The following is a 14047-nucleotide window of genomic DNA, read 5'->3' as shown; positions in this document are numbered from 1 at the left end:
CATGGGCGTGTCAGACCGTTTAGCGAGTGCGAGCAGACCGCTGGCCAGGTTTTGAAGGCGTCTTCGACTGCTGCGCGACCTGCGCGATTGCCAAGTCCAGATCGGCTCGGGTGAATGCGCGCGACTTCTTCGTGCCGGGCAACGGCTTGGGTGTGCGTACCGGCGCACCTCGATTTGTGCGAGACGGCGAGCCTGAGATCCGACGGTTATCCCGTTGCGCCTGTAGCGCTCGCGCGACCTGCAACGCATGACCAAGACGCTTGTTCTCGATTATCGCGCCTTGGTCGATGTCTGCGAGCTTGTCATACGGCACGGCATGCAGGACGCTGCCGTCAGCGCGGATTTCGAGGCGCCCATCCGGGTATTCCCACACGTCGATGTAGCGGCCGATCAGCCTGCGGGTCGCCGGCGTGTCGTCGAGTAGCCAGAGTACGCGATCGTTCAGCAACGTCAGCGCATCCGATACCTTGCGCTGCACTCGCCAAGTCAAGACCGCGTCGAGGTTCTCGTCATCGCGCAGCGGCCGGTGCGCGTCGTACGCGCTTCTTGGCGGCTTTGCGAAGCGCGCGTTATAGGCCGCCATGAAAACGCAGGCAAACGCGTTAGAAGCTGCAATGGTGCTGATATCACGCAGGCGCAGTTCCTTCACCAGACGATCCTGCAGCGTTAGATGAGCCCGTTCAACGCGTCCCTTGGCGGGACTGCTGTTGGCGCAAAATGTGTCGATGTTTAGCTCGTACATTGCGCGACCAAACTGGGTGACGCCTTTACCGGCCGTTTCGTCGCGCTTGTGGACGTAGAACACGCTCGCGCGGTCGCTATAGAATGCGACCGGCTTGCCGTGCCGTTCGAGATACGCGCGCGTCGCCTCGAAATAGCTGAAAGTCGATTCGGTCGGCGCGAAGTGCAAGTGCATCAGCTGGCTCGTCGCGTCGTCGACAAACACCAGCAGCGCGCACGCGGGCCCGCGGTCTTCAAACCAGTAATGATCGCAGCCGTCAATTTGTACGAGCTCACCGAAACAGGCTCGTCGGGCACGCGGCTGGTAGACCTTCGGCGGGCGCTGCTTGCGCGGCACCCACAGGCCGGCATCCGTCATCAGGTGACGCACGGTTTCCTTCGACAGCACGAGGCCATGGCATTCACGCAGCTTCTCGCACGCCAGCGTCGGACCAAAATCGGCGTAGCGCTCGTGGATCAGTTCCAACGCCCGGTCAAGCACGGTTTGCGGCAACTGATGATTGCTGCGCACGCCGCGCCGCTGCGAAACAAGACCAGCGGCGCCTTCGGCGCGGTAGAGGATCACGAGCCGCTCGACCTGGCGCCGGCTTAGACCCAGCCGCTCAGCGGCGCGCCAGGTCATCAGACGCGACTCGGCGACCGCCTCGATGACCTTCAGCCGGTCAAGCTCCCGCATGCTCATTGTGATCGTCCCAGTGCGCGTCATGGCGGTCTCCACAGGCGGGAAAACCGCACCAGCATGCGCTACAGATCCCTTGGTACGACATCTGTACTTTGCTCAAGTACGACACTACTTATATGGTCGCCTCCCATTTGCAAGGCGATTTTGCGTGGCGAGGAGGGTGGTTGCGGACTTATATCCGGACTCGATCGCGGGCGTGGCCCGCCGGCCCCGATGGATTTCGCCGCAAAGGTCCTAATCTACAAAGCGGACTCGATGTCCGAGTAATGTCTCAGGCTTGCCTCTGCGCGGTCCAACCTGTCTTGCCATCGTTCAATCTACCTGTGCAACCGTGGATAACATTAAAGCCGTGTAGCTTGATTACTGCGTTGGTGAGGCTTGATAGGTTCGTCCGTACGCCAGCAGCGCCCAGATCGTTCGTGCCATCTTGTTGGCGAGTGCAACCGCTACGACGTTAGTTGGACGTCGTGTGAGCAGCAGACGCAGTCGTTCAGGTAAATGTCTGGAGCTCGAGATAACCGATCGCGCACCGTGGATCAGTAGCGTTCGCAGATACACGTCACCGCGCTTGCTGATGCCACCGAGCTTCGTCCTGCCACCGGAACTGTTCTGTCGCGGCACCAGACCGAGATAGGCGGCGAACTCGCGCCCGGACCGGAACGAACTTGCTTGTCCGATAACTGATACCGCCGCTGTCGCGGTAAGTACGCCAACGCCGGGAATCTCCGAGATACGAAGGCATGCGTCATCGTTGCGCCGCCAATCGGTAATGCGTTGTTCGAGCCGTGCGATCTGATCGTCGAGCGCGCTGAGTCGCGAGAGCTGATCCTGCAGACTATCCGTTAGCATCGCGGGGAGTTGATCGCCCAGAGATGCCAGCGCCGCCTTCGCAGCCTCAATCGATGGCCGGCGACCTTGTGGGAGAACAACGCCGAATTCATACAGCAATCCGCGAAGCTGATTGATTTGCATGACGCGGATGCGAACCAGTTGTTGGCGTATCCGATGCAGCGACAACATGGCCTGCTGATCCTCGGTCTTGACTGCCACGAATCTCATACCAGGGCGCTGAGCTGCCTCCCAGATCGCTGCGGCGTCGGCCGCATCATTTTTGTTCGACTTCACAAACGGTCGCACGAACTGCGCCGCGATGAGCCGCACATCGTGACCGAGCCGCGCAAGTGCTCGGGCCCAGTAATGAGCGCTGCCGCAAGCTTCGATGACGACACGGCTCGCAGGCCGGTTGGCGAAGAACGGCACGAGTTGCGCGCGTTTCAGCGCCTTGCTGTAAATCGCGCCGGTCACAGGATCGACGTAGTGAATCTGGAAAACGCGCTTGGCCAGATCGATGGCAATGGTCATGGGTTCCATCTGGATTCTCCTGGGCGGCTGTCGTACCGCAATTGACAATGTCGCACGATCTGCGGACGAGCCTGCTGCGCCAAACCGACGGTTCAGGCGGGAGGCGACCATTCCATCTACTTTGCTCCCACACTGTCGTGATCGACACGACGGCGTTATGTCAACTCAGCGATTGGTCCACCATAGGCAATTGCGCTAAATGCAACTTACCTCCCAGCGCAGTGCGGCGTGCTCTGAACGCGGGTCAACTCGCCTGCCGCAAACGATGATCCAATAAGGCGCGTCGAGTAGATGAAGGTCTTTGAAGCTCAAATCAAACGCCCTTCGGAAACGAAAAAGCAGCCATAGGCTGCTTTCCCGACCTAATTCCACTACTGATTAGACGCTTCTGTGAATCACCGTTCTGCTTCGGGAATGGCTCGGACCCGCTTCGCTTTTCGGCGCCGAACTTTTCGCAGATGCTGCCCTCTTCGTGGTTTGCTTAACCGACGCCTTTTCAGAGACGCTTCGAGGAGAAACATGGGCCCTCCTCGAACCAGCCTTGCGATCGCCCTCAGGCGCAGCGTCCACAGTGGCAGTCGAACCAGCGGCAGCAGCCTTTCCAGGGTGAAACCTGCGAACGATCAATTCCGTCACACCGCTTTCACGGACTTTTTGGACATCTCCAAAGAAGGCCGTCTCACGTGGCTGGCCCTTCCGAAGGGCAGCACGGATCGAAGATTTGGACTTTACGGAGAGCTTCGGCGTAACAAACTCTCCTGCTTCACCGTATTTTGCAGTCAAAGTATCCACAATTGCCTGCTCGGAAGCAAAGATTTCCCGACCAATTATTTCGAAGCTAAATTTTTTCTTGCTCATGGTTTGTCCCTCTGTGCTTCCAGTCTAGCGAGCCCGAGGTGGCTGTGCAAGCGCTGGCGTAACGGATAATGAGATCGCTGATTTAAACTTGAGTTCGCGCGACAGAGCCCAGTCCGAACGGTTGTCCAGCGTTGTCTGATGTTTACTTTGCGAGGTTACAACCAACAACATGCCTGTCGCATTTTCGGAAAGTTCGATTTCCTCTTTCCGCCCATCGGCTTGTGACCCAAGCGCTACTGTGCGGTGGACATCCCCCGTCCATCCACGGTTTGATCGATCCATCATTGCTGCGCATGTGAGGGTCAAGACTGCGCATCCCGGCTCGTCTGCCAGGACGCCAGCATACCTACCCGGCCAGCGCTTGGCCGATTGAGGCCCATCCATCAGCAAAGCGATGACAAGATTTGGACCGACTGCGCGAATCGCGTTCATAGCAGGATCCATGCGCGCAAGATCCTCACAGATCAGCGTCACCATTGTCATATCCGCTCGGATCGCATAAAACGGCAACGTCCGATGTGTGACACCGATGTCTTCCCACCATTGATCATTGGAAGGATCTGGATCAAAGTCCAGACCATACTGTGTAGCCTGAACTTTATCGATACGCCATCGATGGTGCTTATTCTGAGTCAGTTCCACGGCTCCAAGTGAGCCGACATATGCGAAGGTCTTTGCTTGATTCAACCAACGACGACTATTTGAATCGAAATCCAACACACCTGTAGTGACAAATTCGACTCCTGTGGACGCGATCGCCTCGACCAGTTCCTTTGCCACGTCCGCCGAAAGAGCGCACTCCGGCAAAACGATCCCGTGAGGAACGACTCCCCCCGCCTTTGCCTTCGCCTGCTCAACCAAGGGCAACACGAGATCTTTGGCCAGTTGCTTTCCTGAGATTCTTCCGTCCACATCGGTCAGCCACTTCTGCTCAAGTTCGAAAAATGCGGCGAACGACGTGCCGTTAGCTAATTTTGTTTTTGGCACACTTAGTCGGAAGCAATTATCAGACACTTCAAACGGAAACGGAATTAACAGCAACCGAATGTCGGTTGCATCGCTGCGGTCGCGCGAGACGAGTGACCAAGACGGTTCGATCGTTGAACGACAAGGCAAGAGCGCGAGATGATGACTAAGAGATCGGATCGTGCATCCCTTAGTCGTGGTGATAGCTTTCGGGAGAACAATCACAACATCAGGTGACACCATGCCTGCCAGCGAAGTAGGCCAATAAGGGAGCTTGAACGGCGGCTCGGCCCCGTGCAACGAATTCAACATTACTATCGAAGCAAATTCTGTCAATGCTTCGCCCGACGCCGATGCGTCCCATCCCATGCCCATGCTTGCTTCGTCGGCAATCGCGAACAACTTTAAAAGTGTCGCGACGGCCGATTTGTTTCTGCAAATGTCCGAAATGGCGACCTGCCCGTGGAACGACACGAGCTCTCGCCATAGCGCCTCCACTTCCTTCGGCGGCGATAGCATCGACTCCCAACTGGTTGCAATCACCCGCACGTCTTCAATATAAACTTCGTGTTGACGCAGGGCTGCGCGGTCCGGACTTGCTTCTGTATAGCAACCGCTAAGGTCGATGATGAGGCCAGTGACGGCAAAGAGATCCGGCGGCCATATTGGACACAGCGTGTAGCTTGGGTAAGTTGCACGTATGCCGCCTGGACGATTCAACGCCTCTTTCGTGGGCGCTTCCACCAGATAAGCGGCATCTGTTCCAGCAGGAAGTAGATGGTGAATCAAGTCGATGATGCGCATGCCTGAAACGTCTTGTTTTGTATGGTTGAAAGGCGCCGGTCAAACCGGATAAGGACATTATTGACCCACTTACGATACCGCACAGATTTCGTTAATGCCAAACCTAGATGTGAGGCCGGTCGAGGTCGGCCGCGTGATTATCGATACGACGGTCCAACACAAAGCGTCATGCGAAACAGTTCAAGCGACTGCGCTGCGTGCTCAAGCAGCGCCAGCGCACGATACCCGGACGATTGCTGCGTGACATCGAGAGAAAGCTATCGAACATATCCACTGAGCAGCAGGCGTCCTTGAGCATCTGGCTCGAGCGCGCCTCGCGTATCTGTCGCCAGCGAGCGAAGGATATGCACAAGCTCTACGCGCTTCACGCGCCAGAATTGAAATTTTCACGAGCCGATTCAGGCTACACATCCCTACTCGACGCCAAGCGCTTTAAAGACGGCGTCGACTGGATCGGAATAAAAGCTCGTCTGAAACTTCGCGAATAGCTCGCCTGGCACTGTGGGGATGTCGGTCACGCTCGACATCGGCAAAAGTATCCGCTTGGCACCAGCGTCAAACGCCACCTGTAGGCTCTCGGCGAGGTTGCGCGCCTGCGCAATGGTACCGCCAAGCGTCATGTCGCCCATCACCGCCATTTGGCTTTGCATGGGCTTGCCGAGCGCGGCCGAACATAAGACGATGAAGCTGGCCAGCGTCAGCGCATCCGGCACCCCGGCACTTTGGAGTTCTACCAAGTGGAGGTGAAAGTCGCGCTCGGTCGGATGGATGGAAGCGCTGACGCGCGAGGCGTTGGCCTTGAAATAGTCGAAGGCCACGCGCACCGGCTCCCGCGACAATGATCCGGACACTGATAGCCTGCCTCCACCGGCGATTGCCTGGATCTCCATGCGGTAGACACCTGGCATGCCCCCGTCGCCCATAGTAATAGTGTGTAGGACGCCGGGGTTAAGCCGTCCTTCCGGGATCAGACCGCCTCCGCGTTGCTCGGGCACCGAAATAAAGCGCTCCTGCATGTCCTCAAGATCTATGTAGGAAAAGTGGACGTCGTAAAACTCCATGCCGCCAATCTTTTTGAGCTGCTCTTTAACGCGCCGACGGACCTCCAGGGCGTACTCAAGGCACTTGCGGACCGTCTCCTTGGTGTATGCGCCATCGGGACAAGTCAACTTCAAGAGGCCCGAAACAGTGCGTCGAACTGCAATCGTGTCACGCTGGTTGAGGTTGTTGCCCAGCTTGAACCACTTGTCGATGGCGTCGGCAAAGCTGTGCTTCCGCATTTCGCGCGCCCACTCGGCCAAGTAGTCAACGATGAGCCCGTATTGGTCCGTGAAAAACTCAGGGCGCATCTTCGGAATTTCCCAACCGGGCACGTACGCGTGGAATCGATCGAAGAAGGCCGAATCGATCATCGCGTCGGGGAACGGACTGAACAAGTGGCTGGTTTTCACCAGCGTCTCGACCGTTTGCCCCTGAGGAAGGTTGCCGACGAAGACCATCGCGGCGCTGGCGTTGATGGACTCGCGTCCGCGGCTGAAGGACCCCGAGGCCATGAAGTCCTTCATAATCTGCACGCCGTCCTGGTCCTTGAAGTTGATGCCGGCGACCTCGTCGAAGGCGACCACGTCCCACAGCCCAACGAGGCCAACCTTGCGCGCGCTCATGTTGTAAAAGAGGTTGGCGACCGTCGTTTGGCCGCCGGAGACCAAGATAGAGTTGGGGCTGATCTCCTTGTATATGTGGCTTTTGCCGGTGCCGCGCGGCCCGAGTTCGCAGAGGTTGTAGTTGTTCTCGACCAGCGGAATCATGCGGGCGAGAAGGTGCCACTTGACTCGCTCCTTGAAGGAAGTGGGCTCCATGCCTGTCGAGCGCAGCAAGGCGTCGATCCATTGCTCTTCGGTGAAGCCTTTTCTGGCTGAGAAGAGCTCCTCCATGTCCATGTTGGGCATCTGGATCGGCTTCAAGTCTGACACCACGAAGGGGGAGGTCTTCTGGTTCTCCTCAAAGCGGTATTGCAGCGTCACGATGCACCAGATACCGCCCACCAGCAACTTCTCGAACTGGCGCACGTACGAGTCGGGGACCTCGGCGTTCTTGATGCCCAGGTTCGACAGCAGCGCCTCGTATGCGTCGCGGCTTTCGTTGAGCTTGACGGTAACTTTGTCGATCACCTTGAAGGAGCCGCGCTCGCGGATCTTGCTCTTGACCTTCTCGGCCTCGTCGGGCCGCACGTAGTTCTCGGACAAGATGCTCTTGACGGTGATTAGCCCGGCCCGAATCGTCTCCTCGTCGTCCGACGCACAATACATGCCCAAGAGGTATTCGAGGACGTAGACCGGGACGTTGGCCCCCTCCTTGATGAGCTTGGTCAAATCCTTGCGCACGACGCGGCCGGCAAAGCGTTGGTTGAGTAGCTTGTCCAGCGCGGTGTCGATGGCGGCACCTTTCGTCGGTGCAATCTCGTCTGCCATGGTGGCCCCTAAAAGTCGTTGCTGAATGCGAGGTCAATGCGCAGCGTCGCGCGCCAGGCTTCGGCTTTAGTCTTCGCGTCGCGGGCAACTAGGAAGTAGTCTTTGTTGCGATCGTAGGAGCCGCCGGCCAGCGTCATCATCAACGAGCGCTTGCGCTCATCGAGCATGGGCGAGGCACTGTCAAACGTCACCGCCTGCTCGTCGCTGACAGGCTTGTCGCCGTCGCGGATCGTGAACAGCAGCGTCACTGGAAGCACCCTTTCGGAGACGGCCTCGTTCTGGATGAACTCAAAGCGCTGTTTGTTGGTGACCACCTTGTTGCTCGATCCCAAGAGGCTAACCTCGACCACCTTTGTCTTGGCCTTCTCGGACTCGCTCTCCTTGACGACAACCACAGGCACGACGATCTCCTGAGGCATCGCACTGCCGTGGACGAAGCGGGCGCCGCCAACGAAGTGGAAACGACCCGCCCCCTTGGGTACCAAGAAATCCACGCTGCCCACGCCGGCATCGGTGCCTGCCGTAGTCTCCGTGTTGCCGCTCCAGGCGTTCTGCATCGGCCGCATGCCGCGGCCGAGGATGTAGCGCTTCTTGGGTTTCAGCACGCCCGGCATGCCTTCTTCAACGGTGGAGCGATCCGCCTCATCTAGCGCCGACTCCTGGTACAGGAAACCATGGTCCGCGGTCACGAAGATCGTCGAGCCGTTGAGGTTGTTGACGATAAAGCTGACGAGCTCGGAGAGCTCCTTGATGGCCTGAGCGGTCGCCTCGAACGTCTTGGTCTCCGAGCCGCGTTTATCGCCAACCATGTCGATCACGTCGTGATAGACGTAGACAACCTTATACGGCTTGACGAACTCGCGGCCCTTCTCCTTGCCCTTCTCCATAATTGCGTCTCGACCGATAGCCACGCCCCCGTGGGCCGCCACGATGGCCGAGCGTTGCTCCAAAGTCGACGAGGGCTGCCCGTCGACGGTCACATCGAGCCCTACATTGCCCTTGTAGGCAAGCCGCTCGTGCGGCAACAGGCTTGCCATGCCCAGGGCAGTGTAGCTCGGCAGCACGCCCAACATGGCGTCGAGCCGCGCCGTGACCCGGCTGCGGGCATTGAGCTCGCCGACGAGCTCGGCAGCAGCCTCATAGCGGAACGCATCGGAGACGACAACGAACACGCGCTTGGCGCCACCATCGAATGCCGGGGCCACATGCCTTAGGTAGAAATCCTGTTGGTTGGCCACGCCATCGAGTTTCCATGTCGAGAGAAGCCCTGAGGAGCCTTCGACCACGGCCCCCCAAGCAGAGGCGAGCTGGCCAACAAACCAGCCGGAATAGGCATCCTCCATGCGCTCTCGCAGTTCGTGCAGCAGCGCCCACCCCATGGGCTCGACCGACTCGGTGGCGCGCATGAACCAGCGGTAAAGCTGGTCGAACTGGTGGAGGTCCGAACGATACGCCTCGAAGGCTGCGCGAGCATCGGGGAAGCTGAATCCATGCCCGTGCTTGGCCTGCAGCTCGAAGAAGCCGGCCGCCGCCTCGAGCGCGTCGTAGCTCGCCGCCAGAGCTCGGGTGGATGCGTTGGCGCCGGCGAGCAAAGGGTTGGCCCAGTGTCCGTCTCGACGTCGGGCGATGATCTCGCGCGCCGAATCCATGTTGGCACCACGCCCGGCAATGATGCGAGCTTTGAGGTCACCGATCACACGCTTCTCGATGCCCTCGAAGGTCATCGCGTCGGCGAGCTCCTCGGCGTGCATAGGGCCCAGGATGTCCATGATCCTCAGCTCCTCGGCCACTTGGCTCGAGAGCGCGTCGTAGCTGCCGTAGTTGGCCATGTCGGTCCGCCAACGACTGGCGAAGACAGAGACTTGGGCAGCCTTCGCGCGTGCCTCGATCACAAAGTGGGCCAGTGGCAAAGGAGTGTTTCCGACCCCATTGCAGAAGTCGGTGGCGAAGATGCAGTAGAGCAAACCCCGAAGCGTCGGCAATTCCTTTCCCGATTCCTTGTAGCCAAACTCGCGCTCGACCAAGGCCCAGAAGGCCTCTTCGATCTCGTAGGTGGCCAGCTCGTCAAGAGCTTTGGTCCGAGCCCCGAGTTCGACCCCTTCTGCAGCCAAGGCGTCGAAGACCTTGAGGAAGATGGCCGAGGGGTCGGCAGTCTCCGACTTCGCCACCGCCGCGAGCATCTTGCGGTCGAGATCTTCGGCAGTGTCCTGCGGCTGCACCCAGCGCTTGATACGCTCGAAGCGGTCGCGCGCGCGCAGGAACTTGGCCCGCGCCTTGAGGTGGTCGCGAAGCGATCGTGTCGTCAGTCCCAGCTCATCGATTTGCATGGAGGCCGTGTCCGCGCTGAAAGGCTTGCCGCGCAGCCGCGCATCGAGTAGCCAGTCCTGGGCCGGCTCGGGCTCTTCGAAGGGCGCATAGACGAGCCAGCGGGCGCCGACCTCGCGCTCGATCCAAATTTTGGCCTGCAAGGCCGGCGTCTGGTCCAGGCGCAGAATCTTGACACCTTCGATGTCGATGCCGTTAACCTGTGAGGAAAACTCCCCGTCGGCGTCGTTCCAGAAGACCAGCGCGTGGCCCTCTTGAAATAGCCTCGTGAGAGTAGTAAGAAATGCCGGCGCGTTAGTCATCGCTGCCACCAGCGATCCCCTTAGATTCGGCCACTAGGTCCGCGAACTTCGCGTAGTTCACCTTGACCCCGTCGTCGAGGTCAATGCCGATCCTCATGTCGGCGTAGTGGCGGAGCTTCTCGTCATAGGCCAGTAGCTCCGACTGCTTTTTGCGAATCGATTCGATCTGCTTCTGGACCTTGGTCCGCGCGGCTGTGGATGTGGCAGCAGCAGCGTCCTTGTCCAGCATCTCCAAGCGAGCCGCGAACTTAGTCATTAGCGGGACGGCGTATTCGGCTCGCAGGCGGGCAAGCGTGCCCTCGTGGTAACGGTGCAGGTAGACCAGGGCCTGGAAAGCGCCTTGCTTACCGCTGGAGAAGAGCCAATAGATCGGGCGCTTCTTGTAGGTTTGCAGATGGTCCTTGAAGAACTTGTTGGCCAGGTAGCGGCGAATGGTCTCGTCCGGGGTCTCCCTGCCCTTGGTACCCAGGCTCTCGGCCAGCCACGCCATGTTCCCTTCCAGCGACTTCGCCCCCCAAACAGCTCGCAGAAACTCACGCAAGCGGCTGGCGGCGTCGTCCTCGAACCAGCGCTCGTCGGTGATCGGCACAATGCCATCAGCGTCTGCCGGGAAGGTCGTGTAGCGGCTGGCGTCGAAGCCGAGGTTGCTGTCGAGCGCGTACACCAGTCCAGGTTCGTCCAGACTGTAGCGGCCCATCGTACAGCCGATGGCGTAGGAAATCAGCCGCTGACAGTCCTTTTCGCGATCGGCACGAGCGAGGGTGATCTGATCTTCGGGTACTTCGGAGGTAAATTCATCTTGGAGTTCGTAATATCGAATGAGTTTGGCATTGTTACTTTCTTCAAGCGTCTTCAAACGATCGCGTCGCCGTGCTCGTACTTCAGCCATTTCAGAGAAATATACCATCAAACTTCCTGATGAATTTCCGTTCTGCTCTAGCTTTCGAAAGTTCCAACTGGTTTCGAAACTATCCCAGTCTGCTTTGCTTATTTCGATCAGCTCGCGCACAGTTTCAGAGACGTCCTCATTGGGAAGAAGTCCGCCCGGCATCGAATTGAAATCACCCACACCAAATCCAACTGTCGGGTTTATTGCTTTAGCAAAATAGTTAAAGACTTTGCTATTACAAAATGATAGCACTTGGTCTACCGAACTATTTTTCGGGAAGGCACTCATCCCTTTGATATTGAAAGTAAATCCGTTTTGAAAATATCTAAATGTATTATATCCAATGGTTATTTCAGACCATGAAATGCACGACCTAAAGTAATACCCATCATCATGCACTACAAAGTTTGGGTTCCCGTTCAAATATGGATACTTTGATATCACAGTATCTTTTATTCGTTTGCCACGATCTTGCCAGTCAACAAGGTATTCCTGATTGCCATACCAGCGAATCGCGCCTCCGCCTTTATTGTGTGGAAACCAACGTTTCCCACTCAACTGAGCAACTTCATCTGAGTCAGCGTCAAACATTACATTGGAAGTGGAGACCTCCCACCACAGTCGCAAAAATCTATCATTGTCGGACGTCATTAGTCCAACGCGCGCTTCTGCCTGCTCCGAAAGTGGAGAGAAGTTAGAAAACGCACTTATTGCGTTATTCGACAGCCAGTACGCCACCGGCGCACCAGGTATTTTTCTGAGTTCCCGCGCACTCGACTCGAAGCATTTGGTCGTCAGGAAAAGATCGCTGAGGTCTTCGTTGGTTGATACGCCACCTTGTTTTTCAAAAAGACGCTTGTACTGCCCTTTAAAATCAGGAATAGAAGTCGCCCGAAAAGTAAATGCACAACTGCCAAAGTCTGACCCGAAAACACCTCGTCCATTGTGGGAGAAGGTTTCAATTGTTGCCGACGACAGCAGCCATTCGCGGAGATTCTTGAATGTTGACAAGAACATCCAGTTTGGAATATTGACAATTCCTACTAGACCAACCTGATTTGCCGCAATGCAGCTTCGCATCATAAAACAGGTATAGAGATCGCCCTTGGCAATTTTGAAGTTCGCGTCGATAAATCGTTTCAACTCAGGATCGTAATACTTTGATCCCATGTAAGGCGGATTGGCTACCACCGAATCAAACTGCATTCCAAGAATCAACGCTTGCCGCACCAGTGGCAAAGCATCGTGCGCTGCAGTCCGTGCATAGAGATCTCCTTCCTTTAGCGCCCGCTGTAACCCCTTAGTCATGGCGGCCAGTTGCCCATTCAACGCCATCGGAATCTGGATCAGTGTGCCAAAGGTCTTGGCGTGGGAAAAAGTATCTAATAGCGATTCCAGTTGGGCGCGGTGAATTCCAAACGGCGCCAAGTGCGTTGTTAGCTCATCCAGATCCAGCCCCTTGCTCGTCTGCAACGCCAGCACATTGAGCTGGGGCGGCTCATTGAATAGTCGCCGGTCGTCGGCGCGGGCCTTCATCAGAAGCGCGAACGCCGCCAGTTGCGCAGCACGGTCATCGATGTCCAGGCCGTAGAGGTTCTTCTCCAGGATCAGGCGAGGAATTGAACGAGCCTGATAGCCTCGCTCGAGGTAGATTGCCTTAAGGAGCTCATAGGCCTCCACCAGGATGTGGCCTGAGCCGCAGGCCGGATCCAACACGGTGATGGTCTCAGGATTCAGGCTACCGCCGTCTTCAACCATGCGGGTCTGAATTAGCGCGTCGAGCTGTTCCTGCACCTCGGGCGTCTGGTCGGCGGGATGGATGTAGTACGACCATTGGCTCACAAGCGGGGAGCCGGGGTTGGCCATTAGCCAGAGGCGGCCGACGCTGTTTTGCACTAGGTACTTCACGATCCAGTTGGGCGTGAAGAGCTGGGTGGCGGCTGGGATGTCCTCGCTCTTGACCACCTTGCCGATGACCTCGTCCTTCTTCTCGCTGATATAGAACTGGTAGAGCCAGCCAATCACCTCGATCTGCTGCCAGTCCTCCTCTGGCACCGCAGCCACCAGCTTGGAAATGATGGAGTCTGTTCGCAAAAGGTTTTCAGGCAGCAGCAACTCCGTCTCATCGTCAATGCGCTCGAAAAGGAACGGCATCGAGCGCGAAAGTTCATTGCACTGCGCTACGAGCAGCTGCTTATAGAGCTCGTTGTCTTGGTTGCCCGCCAGCTGCATCTCACGCGCGCGATCCTGGTTGAGCCCAAGCAGGGTCACCTCGCTCGCGTGACGCAGGATCTCCGGCAACCCGCCGTCTCGGCTCGACAACACTCGCCAGCCGTGGTCAAGATATTCGTGGATCTCCATGAACCGGAGCGCGGCAAAGCGGTTGAACCACGTGTAGGCCACCTCCTCCATGGTCTGCTCGAAGCCGCGCCGCTTGATGTGCGCGATGAGCTCGTCGCGCTGGCCCGAGAGTCGGGCGGGCCATTCGCGCCCGTCGATGATGGCGACGTCGCCCCGTACGTCCGCGCGGGAAGCACCATTGGCGGAGATGCCGAGCAGGTTTGCCCGCGCGGTAACGGCAGCGATGAAGTCGAGTCGAGCCTTCGGCGCGTAGGACTTGAGGTTGGCTTTGTTCATGGATTGCCCT

The 14047-nt window shown here is 57.7% G+C and carries 7 protein-coding genes; all 7 read right to left on the bottom strand.

Features of this window, described 5'->3' with window-relative positions:
• Window positions 1-19: 19 nt before the first annotated feature.
• The gene (locus AWB65_RS26845) at window positions 20-1447 is read right to left on the bottom strand and encodes an ISNCY family transposase (RefSeq protein ID WP_087670047.1); all 1428 of its coding nucleotides are present in this window, start codon (window positions 1445-1447) and stop codon (window positions 20-22) included.
• 336 nt (window positions 1448-1783) lie between these two features.
• Window positions 1784-2794, bottom strand: coding sequence for an IS110 family RNA-guided transposase (locus AWB65_RS26840; RefSeq protein WP_087670046.1), 1011 nt, complete (start codon window positions 2792-2794; stop codon window positions 1784-1786).
• 369 nt (window positions 2795-3163) lie between these two features.
• Complete coding sequence (locus AWB65_RS35840; protein WP_125474212.1) at window positions 3164-3643, bottom strand: hypothetical protein; 480 nt, start codon at window positions 3641-3643, stop codon at window positions 3164-3166.
• Between the two features lie 24 nt (window positions 3644-3667).
• Window positions 3668-5413: a hypothetical protein gene (locus tag AWB65_RS26835; RefSeq protein ID WP_087670045.1), complete on the bottom strand. Its 1746-nt coding sequence runs from the start codon at window positions 5411-5413 to the stop codon at window positions 3668-3670.
• 413 nt (window positions 5414-5826) lie between these two features.
• Window positions 5827-7884: a protease Lon-related BREX system protein BrxL gene (brxL, locus tag AWB65_RS26830; protein WP_087670044.1), complete on the bottom strand. Its 2058-nt coding sequence runs from the start codon at window positions 7882-7884 to the stop codon at window positions 5827-5829.
• Window positions 7885-7892: 8 nt separating this feature from the next.
• The gene (pglZ, locus tag AWB65_RS26825) at window positions 7893-10511 is read right to left on the bottom strand and encodes a BREX-1 system phosphatase PglZ type A (RefSeq protein ID WP_087670043.1); all 2619 of its coding nucleotides are present in this window, start codon (window positions 10509-10511) and stop codon (window positions 7893-7895) included.
• Window positions 10504-14037 (bottom strand): BREX-1 system adenine-specific DNA-methyltransferase PglX, encoded by a 3534-nt coding sequence (pglX, locus tag AWB65_RS26820; protein WP_087670042.1) that lies wholly within the window; start codon window positions 14035-14037, stop codon window positions 10504-10506. Before pglX ends, pglZ begins: the two co-directional genes overlap by 8 nt.
• Between the last annotated feature and the right edge of the window lie 10 nt (window positions 14038-14047).

The organism is Caballeronia humi (assembly GCF_001544475.1).
Taxonomy (GTDB): Bacteria; Pseudomonadota; Gammaproteobacteria; order Burkholderiales; family Burkholderiaceae; genus Caballeronia; species Caballeronia humi.
This window is presented reverse-complemented; position numbering and strand designations above follow the sequence as displayed.